This window comes from Cupriavidus sp. Agwp_2 (assembly GCF_040784895.1).
In the GTDB taxonomy this organism is placed as follows: domain Bacteria; phylum Pseudomonadota; class Gammaproteobacteria; order Burkholderiales; family Burkholderiaceae; genus Cupriavidus.
Genome location: NZ_CP088084.1, coordinates 63035 through 86840, shown reverse-complemented (window position 1 = coordinate 86840; position 23806 = coordinate 63035). Strand labels below are relative to the sequence as shown.

The window sequence follows — 23806 nt, the reverse complement described above, 5'->3', positions numbered from 1 at the left end:
GTTTCCCCGGTTGGTCCATCGTGACACCGGGCAAGAAGCGTACCGGGCAACGCGCCTTCGGGCCGCCTGTGTGGCACCCGGGCGCTCACCCGGCCGCTTCTTGCCATCGGTCATGGCGAAGCCGGTACTTTTTACAAGCGGTAGCGTCAGGCGCACATTGCCTTTCGCCGGAAATCCTTTGGCGCGGACGGGCTCCGCCGCATATCTTCAATCGTGCAGGCGCGCTGGCACGCACTTCGCATGGGTGTGCCATCCCGCCGGCTGGCCGTCTGGCGCCGGGCGGGACATTGTTGCTCCGCCGGAGCGAACCACCGGGAGGATTTTGTGCGGATCTGCCAGATGGACCTGACCGGAACGCCGGACGCCGACGAACACGCCCTGCAACGCGTGGCGGCGCTGGGCTTCGACCACGTACTGATCGGCGGCTGGCCGCACCTGTCCGGGACTGACACGCTGGCGGCGTGCAGCCGGCATGGGCTGGCGCCGCTGCTCGACATTTCACTGGACCGCTCCAGCACCGACGGGGAAGGCGCCACCGATCCCGACTGGATCGATGCCGCGGCCCCCGCTTTCGCGCCTCACGAAACCGACAACCATCTGCCCGGCGCGCGCCTGCGCTGGCATGACCCGCGCGTGGCCGAAGCGCTGGTGCAATGGTGGGCCGCGCGGCTGCGGCTGGCATGGGCCTCGGGCGCTGCCGGCTTTTGCTGTCGCGCGCCGGCACGCGTGCCCGGCAGGCATTGGGCAGCGCTGGCCGACACCCTGCGCAACGACGCCACCCCGCCCGAAGCGCGCGGCACGCCGCTCCTGCTGGCGTGGACGCCCGGCCTGACGCCCGCGCAGCTCGACGACCTGGCTTCCGCCGGCTTCGATGGCGCCTTCTGCTCGCTGCCGTGGTGGGACTTCCGCAGCGCCTGGCTGACCGAGGAGATCGCGCGGCTGCGCCGCTTCGGTCGGGTGCTGGCCGCACCCGCGCTGACCCCTGCCAGCCAGGATGCGCTGAGCGCACGGCGCGCGCTGTGGACCGCCGCCGCCATCGGCGACGGCATCCTGGTGCCAGCCGGTTTCGAGACCGGTGGCGCACTTGCACGCGACCCCCTGGCTCCCGATGGCGCCGGCCAGGACGGGGCGCCATACGACATCACGCATGAGCTGCTGGAGGCCACCACCTGGCTCGCCTCGCGCGATCCCGCGCCGGCGCTGGCGGTGCGGCTGCTCAGCGGGCCCGAGGCGCCGCTCACGGTGCTGGCGCGGCTGCCCGCACCGAACGGCCTGTGCACGGATCCGGCCACGGGCAACGGCTTTGCCGAGCCAGATGGCGCCGCGGCGCTGATGGTGGTGGTCAATCCCGATCCCATGGCACCCGGCACGCTTGGCGCAGACCGCATGCTGAGCGCGCTGCCGCACGCCAGCGCCCACCTTGAAGCCACGCCAGGCGGACCCGGCGGCACGGTGAATGCCAGCAACCGGCTCGACGCCCTGGGGTCGATCACGCTTGCCCCCGCCGACATCCGCCTCTTTGAAGCGCCGCCGGTGCCGCTGACCCGGCCCGGCATGCCACGCGCCGATGCGCGCGCGCCGCACGGACACGAGACCCTGGCCGCAACCGGGCTGGGCAGCGTGGTCGCCGCCATGGAAGCGCCGCGCGTCGCCATCGAACGCGTCGAACCCGCCTGCGACGACGGCCGCTTCGCGGTTCGGCGCGTAGTGGGCGAACGCGTGGACGTCAGCGCCGATATCTGGATGGACGGGCACGACAAGCTCGCCGCCGTCGTACTGTGGCGTGCCCCGGGCGAGACCGACTGGCACGAAGAGCCGCTGCAGCCCGTGGTCAACGACCGCTGGCAAGGCAGTTTTCCGCTGGTGGCGCTGGGCCGCCATGAATTCACCGTCGAGGCCTGGCGCGATGCCTATGCCAGCTGGCTCGACGAGATCAGCAAGAAGCGCGCGGCCGGGCTCGACGTCAGCCTGGAAACCGAGGAAGGCGCACGACTGATCGCGGACGCGCTGCTGGGTCCCGGGGGCAAGAGCGGCAAGAACGGAAAGAAAGGCAATGGCAGGAAGAACGGCCAGAAGCCTGCGCCGGACAGCGAATTGTCCGCCATCGTCGAGGACCTGACCGCCGCGGCGGGCGATGACGAACGCCGTCTTCAGATCCTGCTGTCGCCCCGCACCGCGGCCGCCATGCAGGCTCACATGGCCACCCCGGCGGGCAGGCAGTTCGCCTCGCGCCACCCGGTGGCGCTGCCGGTAGAGGCCGACCGTCTCGCGGCGCGCTATGCCAGCTGGTACGAGCTGTTCCCGCGCTCGCAAAGCAACGACGAGCAGCGCCACGGCACCTTCGACGATGTCATCACACGGCTGCCCGCCATCCGCGCAATGGGCTTCGACGTGCTCTACTTCACGCCGATCCACCCCATTGGCCGTACCCACCGCAAGGGCCGCAACAACAGCCTGCGCGCCGAGCCCGACGACCCGGGCAGCCCGTATGCGATCGGCGGCGACGAGGGCGGGCACGATGCCTTGCATCCCGAGCTGGGCACGTTTGACGATTTCCGCCGCCTGTGCAATGCCGCCGCCGCGAACGGGCTGGAGATTGCGCTCGACTTCGCGATCCAGTGCTCGCCCGACCACCCGTGGCTGAAAGACCATCCAGAATGGTTCGCGCACCGCCCCGACGGCTCGCTGCGCTATGCCGAGAATCCGCCCAAGAAGTACGAGGACATCGTCAACGTCGACTTCTACGCCGCGCCACCCGCCGGCGCCGCGCTGTGGCAGGCGCTGCGCGACGTGGTGATGTTCTGGGCCGACCACGGCGTGCGCATCTTCCGCGTGGACAATCCGCATACCAAGCCGCTGCCGTTCTGGGAGTGGATGATCGCCGACGTGCGCGCCCGCCACCCCGACACCATCTTTCTGGCCGAGGCCTTCACGCGGCCTAAGATGATGGCGCGGCTGGCCAAGCTGGGCTTCAGCCAGTCGTACACCTACTTCACCTGGCGCAACACCAAGTGGGAACTGACCGAGTACCTGACCGAGCTGACGCAGGGCCCGCTGCGCGAATTCTTCCGCCCGCACTTCTTCGTCAATACGCCGGACATCAATCCCTATTTCCTGCACCACGGCGGCCGCCCTGCGTTCCTGATCCGCGCGGCGCTGGCCACCTTGCTGTCGGGGTTGTGGGGCATGTACAACGGCTTCGAGCTGTGCGAGAGCGCACCGTTCGTGCTCGACGGCAAGGTGCGCGAGGAATACCTCGACTCCGAGAAGTACCAGCTGCGCGCCCGCGACTGGCACCAGCGCGGCAACATCGTCGCCGAGATCTCGCGCCTGAACGAGATCCGCGCCGGCCACCCCGCGCTGCAGAGCCACCTGGGGCTGCGCTTCTACCATGCCGGCAGCGATGCGGTGCTGTGGTTCGCGCGCTTCGTTCCCGGCACCGACTACCTGTTCGGCGATGACGTGCTGCTGGCCGCGATCAACCTGGACCCGCGCAGCGCGCACGAGACCGATATCGAACTGCCGCTGTGGGAATGGGGCCTGCCCGACCATGCGCGCCTGGCCGTGCACGACCTGATGCGTGGCCAGCGCTTCGAGCTGCAGGGCAAGCACCAGCGCATCCGCCTCGACCCGGCGCAGTTGCCCTTCGCGGTATGGCAGGTACGCCCGCTGGACCGGCCGGCGCCACGCCCCGCCGCCGCCCCGATATCGACCGACCCGCACGGCGCCTGACCGGCATACGTGGAGACACGGATGAAACGCCTCACCGAAACCGCCAGCGCCGCATTGCTTAACGCCGACCCGCTCTGGTACAAGGACGCGGTCATCTACCAGCTGCACATCAAGTCTTTTTTCGATGCCAACGGCGACGGCGTGGGCGATTTCGCCGGCCTGCAGGCCAAGCTCGACTACCTGGTCAACCTGGGCGTTGACACGATCTGGCTGCTGCCGTTCTACCCCTCGCCGCGCCGCGACGACGGCTACGACATCGCCGACTACCGCAGCGTCCACCCCGACTACGGCACGCTGGCAGAGGCGCGCCGCTTTGTCACCGCGGCGCATGCGCGCGGGCTGCGCGTGATCACGGAGCTGGTCATCAACCACACCTCCGACCAGCACCCGTGGTTCCAGCGGGCACGCAAGGCCAAGCCCGGCTCGGCCGCGCGCAAGTACTACGTCTGGTCCGACCATGACCAGTCCTACGCCGGCACGCGCATCATCTTCTGCGACACCGAGAAGTCGAACTGGAGCTGGGACCCTGTCGCCGGCGCGTACTTCTGGCACCGCTTCTATTCACACCAGCCCGACCTGAACTTCGACAACCCGCAGGTGCTCAACGAAGTGCTGTCGGTGATGCGCTTCTGGCTCGACATGGGCATCGACGGGCTGCGGCTGGACGCGGTGCCGTACCTGGTCGAGCGCGAAGGCACCAGCAACGAGAACCTGCCCGAGACCCACGCCGTCATCCGCAGCATCCGCGCGCATCTGGACCAGCACTTTCGCGGCCGCATGCTGCTGGCGGAAGCCAACATGTGGCCGGAAGACGCGCAGCAGTACTTTGGGCTGACAGGCCCCGAACCGGAAGGCGACGAATGCCACATGTGCTTCCACTTCCCGCTGATGCCGCGCATGTACATGGCCATCGCGCGCGAAGACCGCTTCCCGATCACCGACATCATGCGGCAGACGCCGGAGGTGCCGCCCAACTGCCAGTGGGCGATCTTCCTGCGCAACCATGACGAACTGACGCTGGAAATGGTGACCAGCAGCGAGCGTGACTACCTGTGGGAGGTCTACGCCACCGACCGGCGCGCGCGCATCAACCTGGGCATCCGCCGCCGGCTGGCCCCGCTGATGGAGCGCGACCGCCGCCGCATCGAGCTGATGAACAGCCTGCTGTTCTCGATGCCGGGCACGCCGGTGATCTACTACGGCGACGAGATCGGCATGGGCGACAACATCCACCTGGGCGACCGCGACGGCGTGCGTACGCCGATGCAGTGGTCGCCCGACCGCAACGGCGGCTTTTCGCACGCCGACCCTGAGCGGCTGGTGCTGCCGCCGCTGCAGGGGCCGCTGTACGGCTACGAAGCCGTCAACGTGGAGGCGCAGGCGCGCGACCCGCATTCACTGCTCAACTGGATGCGGCGCATGCTGGCGCTGCGGCGCAAGCACCGCGCATTTGGCCGCGGCACGCTGCGCTTCCTGTTTCCCGGCAACCGCAAGATCCTGGCGTACCTGCGCGAGCACGAGGGCGAACACATACTGTGCGTGGCCAACCTGTCGCGCGCGCCGCAGGCGGTGGAGCTCGACCTGTCCGCCTTCAATGGCCGCGTGCCGGTCGAGATGATGGGCGCCACACCCTTCCCCGCCATCGGCACGCTGACCTACCTGCTGACGCTGCCGCCCTATGGCTTCTACTGGTTCGTACTGAGCGACGAGGCACAGCCGCCTTCGTGGCACGTGGAGGCGCCTGAGCAGATGCCAGACCAGATCACCCTTGTGATGCAGAACATCGGCCGCCCCGAACTGACCGATGCGTCGCGCCGTGCCCTGGCCACCGAGGTGCTGCCCCATTACATCAGCCGGCGCCGCTGGTTCGGCAGCAAGCACGAGCGCATCGAGCGCGTCGGCATGGCGTACCTGCTGCCCTTCACGCGCGGCAGCAATGGCGAGGATGTCTACCTTGGCGAAGTCGAGGTGGCGCTGTCAGGACGCACCGAACGCTACCAGCTGCCGGTCGGCATCCTGTGGGACCGCGAGAGCGCCGACGGCGTATCGCAGCTGGCGCACGGGCTGTCGATGGCGCGCGTGCGCCAGGGCAGCCGCGTAGGGCTGGCCACCGACGGCTTCGTGGTCGAACCGTTTGCGCGCGAGGTGGTGCAGGCGCTGCGCAAGGGCGTGGAGCTGCAGGCCGGCCCGGACCGGATCCGTTTCCGCGCCGAACCGGGCCTGGCCGCGCTGGAACTGGAACGCGACCCGATCGAGTGGATGTCGGCCGAGCAGTCGAACAGCTCTCTGTCATACAACAACACCGCGGTGCTCAAGCTGGTGCGGCGGCTCTCCGGCGGCATCCATCCCGAGGCCGAGATGACGCGCTACCTGACCGCGCAAGGCTATGCGCACTCGGCGCCGCTGCTGGGCGAGGTGGTGCGCACCGGCGCCGACGGCGTACCGCATACGCTGATGCTGCTGCAGGGCTACATCCTGAACCAGGGCAACGGCTGGGACTGGACCCTGGATTACCTGAGCCGCGTCATCGACGATGCGCTGCCGGCCAAGGAAAGCGAGGACGAGTTCGCCGAAGCCATGAATGGCTACGCCGCGCTGGCGGGCACGCTGGGGCGTCGCCTGGCCGAGCTGCATGCCGTGCTGGCGCGCCCGTCCGACGACGAGGCCTTTGCGCCGGTGCCCGCCACCGAGGCCGACGCGCGCGACTGGGCCGCGCAGGCCATGCAGGCGCTGGAACGCGCGCTGGCGCTCGTCGACAAGCGTGCCGACAGCGTCCAGGGCTCGGTGCGCCAGGCGTTCGACGCCGACGTACAGACGCTGAGGGACGCGCGCGACGCGCTGCCCGCGCTGGTCGCGCAACTGGCCGCGGCGGCGCCCGGCAGCCTGCAGACGCGCTTCCACGGCGACTTCCACCTGGGCCAGGTGCTGATCGCGCAGAGCGACACCTACCTGGTCGACTTCGAAGGCGAGCCTGGCATGCCGCTGGACTGGCGCCGGCGCAAGACCTCGCCGCTGCGCGACGTGGCCGGCCTGCTGCGCTCGCTCGACTATGCCGCCGCCACCGTCGGCACCGACCGCCAGGAACGCACCCATACCGAGCTGCCGCCGCAACTGGCGGAGCGCCGCGCGCTGCTGCTCGATCGTTTCCGCACCACCGCCAACGAGGCCTTCCTGAACTGCTACCGCCAGCATATGGAAGCGTCGCCAGCGCCCTGGGCCGACCCGGCGCAGCTGCAGCCGCTGCTGGACCTGTTCCTGCTCGAACGCGCCGCCTACGAGGTCGACTACGAAGCCGCCAACCGGGTGGCGTGGATCGACCTGCCGGTCAGCGGGCTGGCACGCCTGCTGCGCAAGCTGCTGGCGCAGCCGGGAGGCCAGCCGTGAGCCCCCCGACCACGGCAACGCGCGGGGCACCTCGCAGCGGCATGCTGCCGGGACACGAACTCGATGCGCTGCTGGGCGCGCGCCACCACGACCCGTTCGCCGTGCTGGGCCCCCACCGCGACGGGGATGGCGGCCTGCTGGTGCGCGCCTGCCTGCCCGGCGCGGTCGCGGTGCAGCTGGCTGCTGCCGACGGCACCACGCTGGCCGAGATGGAACGGCTGCACCCCGGCGGCATCTTCGCCGCGCGCCTGCCCGGGAACGAGCGCCGCGCCACGGCGTCGGACTACCGCATCCGCGTGACCTGGCCTGACGGCACCGAGCAGTGCAGCGCCGACCCCTACGCCTTTGACGTGCTGCTGGGCGAACTGGACCTGCACCTGATCGCCGAGGGCCGCCACTTCGAGCTGGGCGAATGCCTGGGGGCGCAATGGCAACGCGTCGACGGCATCGACGGCGTGCGCTTCGCGGTGTGGGCGCCGAATGCGCGGCGCGTGTCGGTGATCGGCGAATTCAACGGCTGGCACCAGGCGCGCCATCCGATGCGGCTGCGCCATCCCAGCGGCATCTGGGAGCTGTTCGTGCCGGCCGCGCTGGGCGCGGAGCCCGGCAGCCGCTACAAATACGACCTGCTCGACCCGCACGGCACCGAGCTGCCCGACAAGGCCGACCCGCTCGCGCTCGCCACCGAAGCGCCGCCAGAGACCGCCTCGGTCGTGACCGCACCGGGCAAGGGCGCGCCGCCGTTCGAATGGCACGACGCCGACTGGATGGCACGCCGCGACGCAGCCGATCCCTACACCCTGCCGATGTCGGTCTACGAAATCCATGTCGGCTCGTGGCTACGCGCCGCCAACGACAACCGGCACGGCTGGGACATCCTGGCCGAGCGGCTGGTGCCATACGTGCAGGAGCTCGGCTTCACGCATATCGAACTGCTGCCCATCACCGAGCACCCCTTCGGCGGCTCGTGGGGCTACCAACCGCTGTCGCTGTACGCGCCGACCGCGCGGCTGGGGCCGCCGCAGGCCTTCGCCGCCTTTGTCGACCGCTGCCACCAGGCTGGCATCGGCGTGATCCTGGACTGGGTGCCGGCGCACTTTCCGACCGACCCGCACGGGCTCGCGCGCTTCGACGGCACCGCGCTCTACGAGCACATGGATCCGCGCGAAGGCTTCCACCAGGACTGGAACACACTGATCTACAACCTCGGCCGCAACGAGGTGCGCGGCTTCCTGCTGGCCGGCGCGCTGCACTGGCTGGAGCACTTCCATGCCGACGGGCTGCGCGTGGACGCGGTCGCTTCCATGCTTTACCGCGACTACAGCCGCCAGCCGGGGCAATGGGTGCCGAACCGCTACGGCGGCCGCGAGAACCTGGAGGCGGTCGCGTTCCTGCGCGAACTCAACAGCGTGGTCCATGAACGCTGCCCCGGCGCGCTGACCATCGCCGAGGAATCCACCGCCTGGCCCGGCGTCACCGCCAGCGTGGCCAGCGGCGGGCTCGGCTTCGACTTCAAGTGGAACATGGGCTGGATGCACGACACGCTGCGCTACCTCGGCCACGAGCCGGTACACCGTGCCTGGCACCACCAGGACATGACCTTCGGGCTGGTCTATGCATGGTCCGAGGCCTTCGTGCTGCCGCTGTCGCATGACGAAGTCGTGCACGGCAAGGGCTCGATGCTTGGCAAGGCGCCTGGCGACGACTGGCAGCGCTTTGCGGGCCTGCGTGCCTACTACGGTTTCATGTGGGCCCATCCGGGCAAGAAGCTGCTGTTCATGGGTGGGGAGCTGGCGCAGTGGCAGGAGTGGAACCATGACGCCGAACTCGACTGGGCGCTGCTGGACCACCCCATGCACCGCGGCATGCACACGCTGGTGCGCGACCTGAACCGGCTCTACCGCGAACTGCCGGCGCTGCACGCGCTCGACCACAGCCCCGAGGGCTTCCAGTGGGTGGTCGGCGACGACAACCACAACAGCGTGTTCGCGTGGCTGCGCCGCGCCGCGCCGGGCAGCCGCGAGGTCGTGCTGGTGGTGGTCAACATGACGCCGGTGCCGCGCCAGGGCTACCGCATCGGCGTACCCTTTGCCGGCACCTGGCAGGAATGCCTGAACACCGACGCCGGGTGCTACGGCGGCAGCAATGTCGGCAACGGCGGCGCCGTGACGGCGGTGGACGTGCCCTCGCACGGCCAGCCGGCCTCGCTGGCGCTGACGCTGCCGCCGCTGGCCACGCTCGTGCTGCGGCTCGGCCATGCAGAGGGTGAACAAGGCGCAACGACATGACCCGACCCTTCGCGGACCGGCTTCTCCCCGGCAAGCCATATCCACTGGGCGCCCACTGGGACGGGCTGGGGGTCAACTTCGCGGTGTTCTCGGCGCATGCCTCGCGCATCGACCTGTGCCTGTTCTCCGAGAACGGCCGCAAGGAACTGGCACGCATGCCGCTGCCGGAATGCACCGACGAGATCTGGCACGGCTACCTCCCCAACGCGGCACTCGGCACGCTGTACGGCTACCGCGCGCATGGCCCCTACGATCCCGCGCACGGGCACCGCTTCAACCCGCACAAGCTGCTGCTGGACCCGTACGCGCGCCAGCTGAGCGGCCCGGTGCGCTGGGCCGATGTGCTGTTCGGCTACCGCCTGCAGAGCGCGCGCGGCGACCTGACGCCGGACCGCCGCGACAGCGCCCAGAGCATGCCCAAGGCGGTGGTGATCGACGAAAGCTTTCACTGGGGCGACGACCGCCCGCCCGCGGTGCCGTGGCCTGCCACCGTCATCTACGAGGCCCACCTGCGTGGCCTGTCGATGCTGCGCGACGACCTGCTGCCCAACCTGCGCGGCTCCTTCGCCTCGCTGTGCGACCCGCGCTTTATCGACCACCTGGTGCAGATGGGCATCACCACCGTGGAGCTGCTGCCGGTACACGCCATCCTGCAGGACCGCTTCCTGCTGGAGCGCGGGCTGCGCAACTACTGGGGCTACAACACCATCGCGTACTTCGCCCCGGAACCGGCGTACCTGGGCACAGGGCAGTTGCAGGAATTCAAGGTGGCGATGCGGCGCCTGCATGCGGCCGGCATCGAAGTGATCCTTGACGTGGTCTACAACCACACCTGCGAGGGCAACGAACTGGGGCCGACGGTATCGTGGCGCGGCCTGGACAACGCCAGCTACTACCGCCTGATGCCGGGCGACGAGCGCCACTACATCAACGACACCGGCTGCGGCAACACGCTCAACCTGTCGCAACCGCGCGTGCTGCAGATGGTGATGGACTCGCTGCGCTACTGGGTGGAGTGCTACCACATAGATGGCTTCCGTTTTGACCTGGGCAGCACGCTCGGGCGCGAGGGCAACGGCTTCGACCAGGGCTCGGGCTTCTTCGATGCGCTGATGCAGGACCCGGTGCTGAGCCGCGTCAAGCTGATCTCGGAACCATGGGACCTGGGCCCCGGTGGCTACCAGCTCGGCAACCACCCGCCCGGCTTTGCCGAATGGAACGACAAGTTCCGCGACGCGGTGCGCCGCTTCTGGCGCGGCGATGCCGGCAAGCGCGGCGAACTGGCTGCGCGGCTGGCGGCCTCGGCCGACCTGTTCGACCGGCGCCACCGGCGCCCGTGGGCCAGCGTCAACTTCATCACCGCGCACGACGGCTTTACGCTGGCGGACCTGGTCAGCTACAGCAGCAAGCACAACGAAGCCAACGGCGAGGACAACCGCGACGGCACCGACGACAACGCCAGCGCCAACTGGAGCCCGGACGGCAGCATCGAAGGCCCGACCGACGACCCGGAGATCCTGGAGCGCCGCAATCGGGTGGCGCAGGCGCTGATGGCCACGCTGCTGCTCGCGCAAGGCACGCCGATGCTGACCGCCGGTGACGAATGGGGGCGCACCCAGCACGGCAACAACAACGCCTATTGCCAGGACAACGAGATCTCGTGGCTGCACTGGAAGCAGGCCCAGACGCCCGGTGCGCAGCCGCTGCAGCACATGGTGCGACGCCTGCTCGCACTGCGCCGGCGGCTGCACGCGCTCACCGGCGACCGCTTTGCCCACGGGCGCCAGGAACCGGCGCGCGGCATCGCCGACATTGCCTGGTTCGATACCGACGGCAAACCGCCCACCCCCGAGGAATGGGCAGACCCGGAAGTCCGCACGCTGGCACTGCGCCGCGCTGCCCCGCCGCCGCAACCTGAGCGTCCGCAACTGGGTTCGATGCCGGAAGAGGAGGAGGACGAAGACGATGCGCGCACCGTGCAGGTGACGCTGCTGCTGCTCAACGCCGGCGAGGCCGATGCGTCGTTCCTGCTGCCCGAGCCCAGGCTGGCCTGGACCCGGCTCTTCGACAGCAGCCGTCCCGAAGCCACCGAGTCCGAGCTTGCCGGCGATGCGGTGGGCGAAAGCCAGGTGGTGCCGGGCCATTCGCTGGTGCTGCTGGCCGCCCCGGCCCGCAGCCGTGAGAGCCCGCACCAGGAAAGCCCTCCGCTGGGCGCGCCGCAGGAGACACAGGAATGACCGGACGTACGCACGCGCCACCCCCCACGCCACTGCAGAAGCTGGCGCTGCGCGCGGACCTGCAGCCGCATTGGACGGATGCATGGAGCCAGCCGCAAACCGTGTCCGACGACGCGCTGCGGCGCGTGCTGGACGGCCTTGGCCTGCCCTGCTCGACGCCTGGCCAGTGCGAAGCCTCGCGCGCCTGGCTCGCGGCCGATGACGCCGCCCATACGCTGCCGCCGCTGGTCACCGCCGAACGCGGCCAGCCGGTGGCGGTGCCATGGCCGCACACGCTGCCGGAGCGCGCTTACCGGCTGACGCTGGAAGACGGCGCCATCGTGACCGGCACCGCAGTGCGCGCGCACGCGGACGGTAATCCGGCCGGCACCATGCTGCTGCCGCCCATCGATGTTTGCGGCTACCACCGGCTCGAACTGGGCGATGCGCAAACGGTGCTGGCGGTGGCTCCCGCACGCTGCTATGGCGTAGCGGACGCGCTACGTCACGCCGGCCGCGCCGCTGCCGGCGCCGGCGCACGCCCATGGGGCCTGGCAGTACAGCTCTACAGCCTGCGCCGCGGCGCCAACTGCGGCATGGGCGACCTGACCGCACTGGCCGGGTGTTGCACCAGCGCCGCTGCCCTGCACGCCGACGCGGTCGCGATCAATCCGCTGCATGCCGGCTTTGCCGCGCTGCCGCATCGCTACAGCCCGTATGCGCCTTCCAGCCGGCTGTTCCTGAATCCGCTGTACGCCGATCCCGCCGCGATGTTCGGCCAGGCAGCGCTGGACGCGGCCATCGCCTCGCTTGGCATCGGCGAGCAGCTGGCCGCCCTCGAAGCGCTCTCGGAAATCGACTGGATCGCGCTGGCGCCGCTGCGCTACGCCGTGCTGCACTGGCTCTGGCAGCGGCGCGAAAGCCTGCTGCCGCGTGCGGCGCTGGACGACTGCGCCGCCTTCCGGGCGCGGGGGGGCACTGCGCTGCATGCGCACGCCTGCTACGAGGCGATCCAGGCGCAGCGGCTGGCCGGCTCCACCAACGGCATGAACCACGCGTCGGCGCCCGACTGGCGCTGCTGGCCGGTCACGCTGCGCTCGCCCACCGACGCCGCGGTGGCGGCCTTTGCCCGCGACCATGCCGACGATGTGGCCTGCCACGCCTTCCTGCAATGGCTCGCCGCCGATGGCATGGCGCGTGCGCAGCGCGCCGCGCGCGACGCCGGCATGGCGGTCGGCGTGGTCTGCGACCTGGCCGTTGGCGCCGACCCGGGCGGCAGCCAGGCATGGACCCGCCAGCAGGAAATCCTGGCCGGCTTCCATGCCGGCGCGCCGCCGGACCTGTACAACCCGCTCGGCCAGGACTGGGGCGTCGCGGTGTTCTCGCCGCGCGGCCTGCGCCAGCACGGTTACGCCGCCTTCCTGGAAATGCTGCGCGCGAACCTCTCCCACTGCGGCGGGCTGCGCATCGACCATGTGCTGGGCCTGGCGCGGATGTGGCTGGTGCCCGCCGGCGCATCCGCCAGCGACGGCGCCTACCTGCGCTACCCGCTGAACGACCTGCTGCGGCTGGTGGCGCTGGAATCCTGGCGGCACCGCGCCATCATCATCGGCGAGAACCTCGGCACGGTCCCGCCCGAGCTGAACGCGGCGCTGGCCGCGCGCGGCGTGCTCGGCATCGACGTGCTGTGGTTCCAGCGCGAGGCAGTGACGGCGGCCAAAGCCGATGCCGAAGCCGATGCCGAAGCCGATGCCGATCCAGCCGTCGAAGCCGATCCCGTCGCGCCGTTCCAGCCACCCGCGCAGTGGCCGCCCGAGGCCATCGCCACCACCTCCACGCACGACCTGCCCACCGTCGCCGGCTGGTGGGCCGGGCGCGACCTCGACTGGCGCGACCGGATGAAGCTGCTCGCGCCCGGCGAAACCCTGGCGCAGGCGCATGCTGGCCGAGCCCGAGAGCGCAGCGCGCTGTGGCAGGCGCTGAACCAGGCCGGGCTATGCCAGGGCCAGGAGCCCGATCCCGCGCACGCACCGCTGGACGCCGTGCTTGCCTGGCTGGGCACAGCCCGCACCGCCATGCGCGTGGTTCCGCTGGAAGACCTGCTGGGCGAGGCCGAGCAGCCCAACTTGCCCGGCACCACCAGCGTCCATCCCAACTGGCAGCGCCGGCTTGATGCCGACGTGCGCGCGCTGGCCGACGCGCCGGAACTGCGCGCCCGCGCGCAATCGATTCGGCAAGCCGTTCGCAGTGGCCGTCACCGCACCCTGGATCCGCCACCGCGCGGCTAGCCGCAAGGATCGGCGCGCGAAGGTGGCGCCCACCCCACCCGCGCCGCGATCCGGGCGCGCACTGCTCTCCCATCCGCTAAGCTTGACCCACCAGCATGCGCAGGAGGTCCCGCCATGAAGGAAGTGATCCGGCCCGAGCACGCCGACGACACCCGTACCGCCCTGTCCGGCGCCAGCCTGCGGCGCGCGTTCCTGGACCACGTGTTCCATACCCAGGGCAAGCTGCCCGGGCACGCCAGCCAGAACGACCTCTACCAGGCGGCGGCGCACACCGTGCGCGACCGGTTGGTGCAGCGCTGGATCAGCACCGCCGAAGCCTACCTGGGCCAGCCTTCGCGCACCGTCGCCTACCTGTCGGCCGAATTCCTGATGGGCCCGCACCTGGGCAACAACCTGATCAACCTCGGCATCTTCGATGAAGTGCGCGAGGCCATGGCGGCGGCCGGGCTGGATCTCGACCGCATCCTGGAGCAGGAAGTCGAGCCGGGGCTAGGCAACGGCGGCCTGGGCCGGCTGGCGGCGTGCTTCATGGATTCGCTGGCGACGCTGGAGATCCCGGCGCTGGGCTACGGCATCCGTTACGAATACGGCATCTTCCAGCAGACCATCATGGACGGCATGCAGGTGGAGAAGACCGATACCTGGCTGCGCAACGGCAACCCGTGGGAGATCCAGCGCTCCGAATGGGCGGTACAGGTGCGCCTCGGCGGCCACACCGAGCACTACACCGACGACCGTGGCCACTACCGCGTGCGCTGGGTGCCGGCCAAGACCGTGGCCGGCGTGCCCTTCGACTCGCCGATCCTGGGCTACCGCGTCAATACCGTGAACACGCTGCGGCTGTGGCGCGCCGATGCCACCGAGGCCTTCGACTTCCATACCTTCAACCGCGGCGACTACCTCGGCGCGGTGAGCAAGAAGGTGACGTCGGAGAACCTGACCAAGGTGCTCTACCCCAACGACGAGACCGCGCAGGGCAAGGAGCTGCGGCTGGAGCAGCAGTACTTCTTCGTCGCCTGTTCGCTGCAGGACATGTTGCGGCTGCTGGCCGTCGATGGCATCCCGGTGACGCGCTTCCACGAGAAGTTCGCGGTGCAGCTGAACGACACGCACCCGGCGGTAGGTATCGCCGAACTGATGCGGCTGCTGGTCGACGAGAACGACCTGTCATGGAACGAGGCCTGGGACATCACCCAGCGCGCCTTCGCCTACACCAATCACACGCTGCTGCCCGAGGCGCTGGAGCGCTGGCCGCTGCAGTTGTTCCGCCGTGTGCTGCCACGGCACCTGGAAATCATCCTGGAGATCAACGCGCGCTTCCTGGACGAGGTTCGCATCCGTTTCTTCGGCGACGAATCGCGGCTGTCGCGGCTGTCGCTGATCGACGAGCAGGGCGAGCGCCATGTGCGCATGGCCAACCTGGCGTGCGTGGGCAGCCACGCCATCAATGGCGTGGCCGAGCTGCACTCGCGGCTGATGCGCGAGGACGTGCTCAAGGACTTCTACGCGATGTGGCCGGAGAAATTCACCAGCATCACCAACGGCGTCACGCCGCGACGCTGGCTGGCGCTGTCCAACCCGAGGCTGACGCGGCTGGTGACCGATGCGATCGGCGATGGCTGGATCTCCGACCTGGAGCGCATCCGCGTGCTCGAGCCCTATGCAGACGATGCCGGCTTCCGCAAGGGATGGCAGGCGATGCGGCGCGCCAACAAGGAAGACCTGGCGCAGCTGATCCGCGACACCACCGGCGTGGTGGTGGATCCGTCGTCGATGTTCGACGTGATGGTCAAGCGCATCCACGAATACAAGCGCCAGCACCTCGCGGTGCTGCACGTGATCGCGCTGTACCACCGCATCAAGTCCGACGCGAACGCGGAGATCCCCCCGCGCACCTTCCTGTTCGGCGGCAAGGCCGCGCCGGGTTACGAATACGCCAAGCTGATGATCCGCTTCATCACCTCGGTCGCCGAAGTGATCAACCGCGACCCGCAGGTGCGCGACCGGCTCAAGGTGGTGTTCCTGCCCAACTTCAACGTCACCTACGGCCAGCGCATCTACCCGGCGGCCGACCTGTCCGAGCAGATCTCGCTGGCGGGCAAGGAGGCCTCCGGCACCGGCAACATGAAGTTCGCGATGAACGGCGCGCTCAACATCGGCACCATGGACGGCGCCAATATCGAGCTGCGCGAGGCCGTCGGCAACGACAACTTCTTCCCGTTCGGCCTGACCGCGTCCGAGGTCTATGCCCTGCGCGCGAGCGGCTACGACCCGGCGGCCTACTACCACAGCAATCCGCAGTTGCGCGCTGTGATCGACCTGGTCCAGCAGGGCTTCTTCTCGCGCGGCGATCCGGCGCTGTTCCGGCCGCTGTGCAACCCGCAGGCGGGGCACGACCCCTACCTGCTGCTGGCGGACTTCGCTTCCTATATCGAATGCCAGCAGATCGTCTCCGACGCCTATGCCGACCAGGATCGCTGGCAACGCATGTCGATCCTGTCGTGCGCGCGTTCCGGCCGCTTTTCGTCCGACCGCGCCATCCGTGAATACTGCGAGCGCATCTGGAACGTCGAGCCGGTGCCGGTGCGGCTGCTGCACCGTGCCAGCGGCGCCCCGTGGCAGGTAGATCCCGGCGCCCGGGGGCCGCGCGCGGCATAGATGCCTTCATGCGCGCACGCGCGAAGTGTGCGGTATCGCATGCGCGGGACGCTGAATGAACCCCGGTACTTTCTACAATCGCCCATGTAACAAAACTGTCGGCACGGCCCGCTCCTGCCCGCGCGCCGCGCCGCAATGCGCTGTTCTGCTGGCATGGAGTTCGCATTGCGCAAGAGCCGCCGCAATGCCTACCTCAAGGTCCCCAGATCCAGATCCAGACCCAGACCCAGACGCCAACCGTTGGCAGGAGCCGAATTTGAATGCGAACCCGATTCTAGTCGCCCCGGGTGCCAGGTCCACCCTGCCAAACCTGGCCCCGCTCGACTGCTTTGCCGCGCCCTCTTCACGGGCCTTTTCCTCCAACGACGAACACGCGCAGGACTACCTGTTCGGGCCGGCCTGGCTGCCTGACGGGCGCGTGCGCTTCCGCCTGTGGGCGCCTGACGCGGCCGAGCAAGGCCACGCCGTGCGGCTGGAAATCGCGGGCCTGGGACCCGTCCATATGGCGGCGGGGCCCAACGGCTGGTTCGAGGCGATCGTGCCGTGCTGCGAAGGCGCGCGCTACTGGTTCCGGCTCGACGACGGCACCACCGTGCCCGACCCGGCCTCGCGCTGGCAGGCCGACGACGTGCACGGGCCGAGCATCGTGCCGGCGCGCGACGCTAGTGCCTCGTACGCGTGGACATGCCCCGACTGGCGCGGCCGGCCCTGGCATGAGGCCATCGTCTATGAAATGCATGTCGGCCTGTGCGGCGGCTTTGCGGGCGCCGCGCAGCAACTGCCGCGGCTGGCCGCGCTGGGCTTCACCGCCATCGAGCTGATGCCGGTGGCCGAGTTTCCCGGCGCACGCAACTGGGGCTACGACGGCGTGCTGCCGTTCGCGCCGGAGTCCAGCTACGGCACCCCTGACGAGTTGCGCGCGCTGGTCGACCGTGCGCACGCGCTCGGCCTGATGGTGCTGCTGGACGTGGTCTACAACCACTTCGGGCCCGAGGGCAACTACCTGCACCGCTACGCCAGCGCCTTCTTCCGCACCGACCGGCAGACCCCATGGGGCCCGGCCATCGATTTCCGGCGCCCGCAGGTCCGGCGCTTCTTCACCGAGAACGCGCGCTACTGGCTGGAACAGTTCCGCTTCGACGGGCTGCGGCTCGACGCAGTCCACGCCATCGAGGACGAAGGCTGGCTTGCGGCGCTGCCCGGCGAACTGCGTACGGCGCTGGCCGATAGCGCTCGCGGCACTGGCGGTGATCGCCACGTGCACCTGGTGCTGGAGAACGACAACAACGACGCCGCGCTGCTGGCGCAGGGCTTCGATGCGCAATGGAACGATGACGCCCACCACGCGCTGCATGTGCTGCTGACGGGCGAGGACGACGGCTACTATCGCGACTATGCCGGCCCCGCCGGCGTTGCTCCCGCTGCCGCCGAGCGTGGCCAGCCTGCGCTGCGCCACCTCGCGCGCGTGCTGGCCGAAGGCTTTGCCTACCAGGGCGAGCCCTCGCGGCACCGTTCCGCCGGCGCGGCCGCCGCCGTGTGCCGCGGCCAGCCCAGCGCGCACCTGCCGCCCACGGCCTTTGTCAGCTTCCTGCAGAACCACGACCAGGCCGGCAACCGCGCGCTCGGCGAACGGCTGGCCAGCCTGGCCGACCCGCGCGCGCTGCGTGCCGCCGTGGCGCTGCAGCTGCTGTGCCCGCAGGTGCCGTTGGTGTTCATGGGCGAAGAGACCGGCTCGCGGCAGCCGTTCCTCTACTTCACCAGCCATCCGCCGGAACTGGCCGAGGCCGTGCGCGAAGGCCGCCGCCGCGAATTCGCCGCCAGCGCGGCCTTCGGCGACGATGCGCGCGCCGCCGCCATCCCCGATCCCAACGACCTGGCTACGTTCGACGCGTCGCGGCCTGCGCTGGAGGACGACGCTGACTGGGCCCCGTACTACCGCGAGCTGCTGTCGATCCGGCGACGCGAGCTGTTGCACCGGCTGCCGGGCTGCCAGTCTGCCGGTGTCGACATCCTGGGCCGCGCGGCGCTTTGCGCGCGCTGGCACCTGATGGACGGCATGGAGCTGAGCCTGTGGCTGAACCTCGGCGACGAAGCGGTGCCCGCCATGCAACCCTGTCACGACCAGCGCGCGGCGCTGCATGAGAGCGCACCGGGCGCTGCCGCGGAACTGTCCGCCGGCATGCTGCCGCCGCTGGCCTGCGTCGCCACGTTGTGCGAGCCCGCCGCGGCGCGCGCCAGGTAATGCCGGCCACGGCAGGCACCGCGCCGGCAGCCGCGCGCGGCTTGCCGCGCGCCACCGCCCGGTTGCAGCTGCACCCTGGCTTCACCTTCGCCGATGCCGCCGGCGTGGTCGACTACTACGCCGCGCTGGGGGTCAGCCACCTGTACCTGTCACCGGTCTGCGAGGCACGGCCGGGCTCCTCGCACGGCTACGACGTCACCGACTTCACCCGCGTGCGCGAGGAACTGGGCGGCGAGGCCGGCCTGAAGGCGCTCGCCGCGCGCGCGCGCAGCGCCGGCCTCGGGCTGATCCTCGATATCGTCCCCAACCACATGGCGGCGGACTGCACCCACAACGGCTGGTGGCGCGATGTGCTGGCGCACGGGCGCGCCAGCCCCCATGCCGGCTGCTTCGACATCGACTGGACGCCGCGCGACCCGGCGCTGCATGGCAAGGTCCTGCTGCCAATCCTGGGGCAGTCGTACTGGGACGCGGTAGTCGCGGGCGAGCTGCAGTGGGTGCCCGCCAGCGGCGGACAGCCGGCCCATTTGCGCTACTTCGACCACGTGCTGCCGCTGGCGCCCGGCAGCGCCGATGCCGAGGCCACCACCGACCCCGGCTGGTACGACACCACGCAGGCCTCCGGTCGCAGCCGCCTGCACGCGCTGGCGGAACGCCAGCACTACCGGCTGGCCTGGTGGCGCACCGCTGCCGCCGCGCTGAACTGGCGCCGCTTCTTCGAGATCAGCGACCTGGTCGGCGTGTGCGAAGAAGACCCGCAGGTCTTTGACGCGGTCCATGCGCTGGTCTTCAGGCTGCTGAGCGAGGGCTGGATCGACGGCGTGCGCGTGGACCATGTCGACGGGCTGGCCGATCCTGCCGGCTACTGCCGCCGCCTGCGCGACGGACTCGACCGGCATGCCGCCGCGCGCCCGCCGCTGCTGCGGCTGCAGCGCCCGTGGCTGGTGGTCGAGAAAATCCTCGGCGGCGGCGAACGGCTGCCGCCGGACTGGCAGGTCGACGGCACCACCGGCTACGACTTCATGGATGAAGTGGCCGCGGTGCTGCACGACGAGGCCGGCGAAGCGGCGCTCACTGCGCTGTGGGCCATGACCAGCGGCGACGCGCGCCCGTACACCGATTATGTGCGCGAGGCCCGCTGCCTGGTGCTGCAGCGGCACCTCGTCACCGAATGCGAAGGCGTGACGGCCCGCCTGCACGCCTGCGCGCAACAGGAGCCCGGCACCCGCGACCTCACGCCGGCGGCGCTGCGGCAAGCACTGATGGCGCTGATGGCCGCAGTGCCGGTCTACCGCAGCTACTACGACGCGCAGCCGACGGCGCGCGACGCCGGCGCCGCGCATGCCGATGACGCCATGGTCGACCAGGCCCTGCTGTCCGCGCGCGGCGGCCTGGCACCGGACGAGGCCGTGGCGCTGGCATTCATCGCCGGCTGCCTGCGCACGCAGGCCGCGCCGGACAGCGATACTGGCGTGCTGCGCCGCCGCCTGCAGCAGCTAATGCCGGCGCTGGCGGCCAAGGCCGGCGAGGACACCGCCTTCTACCGCTACGGCCGGCTGCTGTCGCGCAACGAGGTGGGCAGCGACCCGGCGCAGCTGGCCACGCCGCCGGCGCAATTCCACGCCCGCATGGCGGCGCGCCGGCTGGCCGGCCCGCATGCGATGCTGGCCACTGCCACGCATGACCACAAGCGGGGCGAGGACGCACGCATGCGGCTGGCCGTGCTGAGCGAGCTGCCGGGCACTTTCGCCGACGCGGTCGCCGCGTGGGAGCGCGACTGCGCGTCACTGCTCGCCACGCTGCCGCGCGCGCCCGACCCGGCCAGCCGGCTGATGCTGTACCAGGCGCTGATCGGGGCATGGCCGATGGAGCATGCCGGCGAAGCGGCGCCGGTACCTGAAGCCCTGCTGGCGCGGATTTCAGCGTGGCAGGTCAAGGCCATCCGCGAAGCCAAGCGCCATGGCAACTGGACCTGCCCCGATGCCGAGTACGAAGGGGCATGCGAGGCCTTCCTGCGCGGGATCGCGGCGGCGTGGCCGCAGGGCGTGCTGGCCCATATCGGCAGCTTTGCGCAGCGGATTGCCACTGCCGGCGCGGTGAATAGCCTGGCGCAGGTGCTGGTGCAACTGACCGCGCCCGGCATCCCGGACCGTTACCAGGGCACCGAAGGCTGGGACCTCAGCCTGGTGGATCCGGACAACCGGTGCGCGCCGGACTTCAACCGGCTGCAGTCACGGCTGGCGTGCGGCGCGGGCTGGGCACACTGGCTGGCGCACTGGCGCGACGGCCGGCTCAAGCAGCAACTGGTGCGCCATGTGCTTGCGGCGCGCGACGCCGACCCCGGGCTGTTTGCCGACGGCCAGTACAGCATGCTGGCTGCCCAGGGCGCGCTGGCGCCGCAGGTACTCGCGTTTGCGCGCAGCACTGCGTCGCGCCAGGCCGTCACCGTGGTCACGCGGCTGTCGGCGTCCCGGGTCGACCCGGCCGTGCCGCGCATTCCGCCGGCGTACTGGGGCGACACCACGCTGAACCTTGGCGCGCCACAGCCGGGCCGCTGGATCGACGCGCTGACGGGACATCCGCTCGATGCGCCCGCTGGCCGCCTGCGCCTGCGCGATGTGCTGGGCGGGCTGCCGGTGGCACTGCTGCTGCGCGAGCCCTGAAAAGCGCGTCACAGGTGTATGTCACAAGGGCGGCATGTGCGGGATCGGGGCTTGCGATGCGATCGGGGTCAGCGGCGGGCGCGGGACCCTGGGCGCATAGGGCCCATGCGGTCCATGCGGACCATGCAACCCGTGCGGGTCGTGCGGCGGCACCGCCTGGCCGTGATGGAATGGCTGTGCCTCGGCGGGCGGCTCGCGCTGCGCCTGGCTGGGCGAGGCGCTGCGGTCCTGCGGCAGGTAGGGCCGGATCACGACGGCGACGTAGTCGTCTTCCTTCGGCGTCACCACGATATAGGCAAGGCCGGACATCACCAGCCCCACTTCGCCCAGTTCGGTGGCAATGCGCGCCACGATAAAGCGCTGCAGCAGCAGCGGGTTGACGCTGTCGTCGATGGCAAGCGCCGCCGTGCAGATGGTCAGAAAGCAGCGCTCGACTTCGCGGCAGACCACCACCACTTCATCGAGCGCATAGCCGGAACGGCTGGCACGCACCAGCACCGAGACGCCGGAACTGGGCGCGGCGCGGTGCCAGCCGGGCTTGATCTTGAAACTGGGCAGCGTCAACCCGGAGCCTGTGTCCTGCGCGACCGTATTAAAGCGCTGGGCAAAATCCAGCGGAGTGATCGCGAGCAACTGGCGTTCGACCGGCGCTGAGGAAACCGACACCGAAGAGGCCAGGATGACGGTGGACAGGATGCTGGCGAAATTCATTTCTACCCTCGCAACAGGATGTGCCGCTCCCCCCGGCCGGCTGCGCTGATAGCCCCGTCAGCGCGCGGCACACGGAGCCGCCGCGGCGTGGGGCCGGCGTGGCGGGTTGTGCTCGGCGGCACAATGCCGAACGCCAGTTGTGGCCAGCATTGCTTCACTATAGACAGGACGGCACGCAAGCACACGACGGTACGCAAGCGGCGCGCCACGGGGCGCGGTGCGTCCCGGTGCGGGCGGCGTCCACGGCACGATCTGGCCTGGCTGCATGGCGCATGCACTTTCTGCAGCTACTGTAAAAACTACGGCGCGCCTCATTGCGGAAGCACCACCCTGGCGGGCGCTACGCTGCGGCGCAAGCCGCACAACCTCCTTTCGCCCCCCGGGAACGGAGCTTGCAGGTTGGTAGCAGGTGCGGGCAGGGTTGCATCAGCCCGCCGCTTGCGTAGTAGCCGCCGTCGCGTCCTTGACCCCGTCATTGACGCCGGCGCACCGTACAGGAGGACCGCCATGACAACTCGTTTCCGCTCCCGCATTCGCCATCTGGCGCTGCCGCTGGCGGTATTCGCCATGGCAGTCGCCCCGGCGGTGCCGGCGGCACCCACCGATGCGCCAGCCGCGCCATCCTCAACCGGGCGCACCGCCGCGCCGCGCGACACCGAAATTACCAGCGACCGCACCATCACGTCCGAAGTCCAGGCACGGCTGGCTAACGCCCGCACGCTCGCCCCGGCGAAGATCCGCGTGTCGACCACCGACGGCGTGGTCAAGCTCGAAGGCTCGGTACGCGACGACAAGCAGCGCGCCATGGCCATGGAACTGGCCCGTTCGGTACGCGGCGTGACCGCGGTATCCGATGAACTGCGCGCCGGTACCGATTGAAAACCCGGATTGAAGACCGCTCGAATCTAGCCTGGAGACACCATGAGCACCCATCGCCAGCCCGACCATGACACCACGCGGCGCCACAGCGAGCCGCGGCCCGACCCGCACAAGGGCGGGCCCGACATCGAACACGAGCGCGGCAAGCCGGGACGCGACCGCCGCCACGACGTCGAGCGCGAGCACGATATTCCCGACGAGAACGGCGAGCCGCCTTCGGTGAAGCGCCGCGGCGGCAACCCGGAGGAAAGCGAGCCGCCGGTGGAAAACACCTGACCGCTGCATCGCGCCACCATGCCACACCGCACCGCACAGGAGAGACCATGAGCAAGACCGTACGTACCGGCGCCCGCCACGGGGACCGTGTCGGCAGCACCAGCGGCACGCGACGGGACAGCGCGCAAGCTTCGGCCGGAGGCGGCCGCCCGCGTGACAAGACCGCAACGGGCGCCGCGCGGGCCCAGGCCGGCAATATCCCCAGCACCCTGGATCCGGATCTGGACCAGGAGACCAACGATATCGAGAGCGAACTCGAGCAGCGCGACGAAGAATCGCACATGCCGCCGGAAGACGAAATTCCGGAAGAAGAGATCGCCGATGAAGTGGTGCGCGCCGCCGAGGGGCTGCCGGCCGAGGTGCCGGTCGACAAGGCCGACCGTACCGACGACCGCGACGAGCACCCGCCCAACCTGCCCCGCCGCGAGCCCTGACATCTGACAAGCCGGCAGGGAAAAAGGGCGGCGGC

The 23806-nt window shown here is 70.1% G+C and carries 12 protein-coding genes; 11 read left to right on the top strand and 1 reads right to left on the bottom strand.

Going from position 1 to position 23806, the window contains the following annotated elements:
- Window positions 1–339: 339 nt before the first annotated feature.
- The 8 genes from LPA45_RS18185 to treY all read left to right on the top strand — a co-directional run bounded on the left by LPA45_RS18185 (window position 340) and on the right by treY (window position 21471).
- Window positions 340–3732: a maltotransferase domain-containing protein gene (locus LPA45_RS18185; RefSeq protein ID WP_317921638.1), complete on the top strand. Its 3393-nt coding sequence runs from the start codon at window positions 340–342 to the stop codon at window positions 3730–3732.
- A 21-nt stretch (window positions 3733–3753) separates the two neighbouring features.
- On the top strand, window positions 3754–7116 hold the full coding sequence (gene treS, locus LPA45_RS18180) for a maltose alpha-D-glucosyltransferase (RefSeq protein WP_317921639.1): 3363 nt from the start codon (window positions 3754–3756) through the stop codon (window positions 7114–7116).
- A gap of 41 nt (window positions 7117–7157) precedes the next feature.
- The gene (gene glgB / locus LPA45_RS18175) at window positions 7158–9404 is read left to right on the top strand and encodes a 1,4-alpha-glucan branching protein GlgB (RefSeq protein ID WP_116321457.1); all 2247 of its coding nucleotides are present in this window, start codon (window positions 7158–7160) and stop codon (window positions 9402–9404) included.
- Window positions 9401–11641 carry a glycogen debranching protein GlgX gene (glgX, locus tag LPA45_RS18170; protein WP_317921641.1) on the top strand — a complete coding sequence of 747 codons (2241 nt, stop codon included), beginning with the start codon at window positions 9401–9403 and terminating at the stop codon, window positions 11639–11641. Before glgB ends, glgX begins: the two co-directional genes overlap by 4 nt.
- Window positions 11638–13908, top strand: coding sequence for a 4-alpha-glucanotransferase (malQ, locus tag LPA45_RS18165; protein ID WP_317921643.1), 2271 nt, complete (start codon window positions 11638–11640; stop codon window positions 13906–13908). Before glgX ends, malQ begins: the two co-directional genes overlap by 4 nt.
- A 114-nt stretch (window positions 13909–14022) precedes the next feature.
- Window positions 14023–16566, top strand: coding sequence for a glycogen/starch/alpha-glucan phosphorylase (locus LPA45_RS18160; RefSeq protein ID WP_317921644.1), 2544 nt, complete (start codon window positions 14023–14025; stop codon window positions 16564–16566).
- 256 nt (window positions 16567–16822) lie between these two features.
- Window positions 16823–18808, top strand: coding sequence for a malto-oligosyltrehalose trehalohydrolase (gene treZ, locus LPA45_RS18155; protein ID WP_317921645.1), 1986 nt, complete (start codon window positions 16823–16825; stop codon window positions 18806–18808).
- Window positions 18808–21471: a malto-oligosyltrehalose synthase gene (gene treY, locus LPA45_RS18150; protein WP_317921655.1), complete on the top strand. Its 2664-nt coding sequence runs from the start codon at window positions 18808–18810 to the stop codon at window positions 21469–21471. Before treZ ends, treY begins: the two co-directional genes overlap by 1 nt.
- Before the next feature lie 21 nt (window positions 21472–21492).
- On the opposite strand, the gene LPA45_RS18145 is transcribed toward treY, so the two are convergent.
- Window positions 21493–22182 (bottom strand): malto-oligosyltrehalose synthase, encoded by a 690-nt coding sequence (locus LPA45_RS18145; protein WP_317921646.1) that lies wholly within the window; start codon window positions 22180–22182, stop codon window positions 21493–21495.
- A gap of 507 nt (window positions 22183–22689) precedes the next feature.
- On the opposite strand from LPA45_RS18145, the gene LPA45_RS18140 reads away from it, so the two are divergent.
- The 3 genes from LPA45_RS18140 to LPA45_RS18130 are packed head-to-tail and all read left to right on the top strand — an operon-like array spanning window position 22690 to window position 23771.
- Window positions 22690–23061, top strand: a complete 372-nt coding sequence (locus LPA45_RS18140) for a BON domain-containing protein (protein ID WP_317921647.1) — start codon at window positions 22690–22692, stop codon at window positions 23059–23061.
- 42 nt (window positions 23062–23103) lie between these two features.
- Window positions 23104–23337 carry a hypothetical protein gene (locus LPA45_RS18135; protein WP_116321464.1) on the top strand — a complete coding sequence of 78 codons (234 nt, stop codon included), beginning with the start codon at window positions 23104–23106 and terminating at the stop codon, window positions 23335–23337.
- 47 nt (window positions 23338–23384) lie between these two features.
- Window positions 23385–23771, top strand: coding sequence for a hypothetical protein (locus LPA45_RS18130; protein WP_116321465.1), 387 nt, complete (start codon window positions 23385–23387; stop codon window positions 23769–23771).
- The last annotated feature ends 35 nt before the right edge of the window (window positions 23772–23806 follow it).

Excerpts from the sequence above, each read along its gene's own strand:
- LPA45_RS18185 (WP_317921638.1), top strand. The coding sequence starts at position 340 with ATGGACCTGACCGGAACGCCGGACGCCGACGAACACGCCCTGCAACGC.
- treS (WP_317921639.1), top strand. The coding sequence starts at position 3,754 with ATGAAACGCCTCACCGAAACCGCCAGCGCCGCATTGCTTAACGCCGAC.
- glgB (WP_116321457.1), top strand. The coding sequence starts at position 7,158 with ATGCTGCCGGGACACGAACTCGATGCGCTGCTGGGCGCGCGCCACCAC.
- glgX (WP_317921641.1), top strand. The coding sequence starts at position 9,401 with ATGACCCGACCCTTCGCGGACCGGCTTCTCCCCGGCAAGCCATATCCA.
- malQ (WP_317921643.1), top strand. The coding sequence starts at position 11,638 with ATGACCGGACGTACGCACGCGCCACCCCCCACGCCACTGCAGAAGCTG.
- LPA45_RS18160 (WP_317921644.1), top strand. The coding sequence starts at position 14,023 with ATGAAGGAAGTGATCCGGCCCGAGCACGCCGACGACACCCGTACCGCC.
- treY (WP_317921655.1), top strand. The coding sequence starts at position 18,808 with ATGCCGGCCACGGCAGGCACCGCGCCGGCAGCCGCGCGCGGCTTGCCG.
- LPA45_RS18145 (WP_317921646.1), bottom strand. The coding sequence starts at position 22,182 with ATGAATTTCGCCAGCATCCTGTCCACCGTCATCCTGGCCTCTTCGGTG.
- LPA45_RS18140 (WP_317921647.1), top strand. The coding sequence starts at position 22,690 with ATGACAACTCGTTTCCGCTCCCGCATTCGCCATCTGGCGCTGCCGCTG.
- LPA45_RS18135 (WP_116321464.1), top strand. The coding sequence starts at position 23,104 with ATGAGCACCCATCGCCAGCCCGACCATGACACCACGCGGCGCCACAGC.
- LPA45_RS18130 (WP_116321465.1), top strand. The coding sequence starts at position 23,385 with ATGAGCAAGACCGTACGTACCGGCGCCCGCCACGGGGACCGTGTCGGC.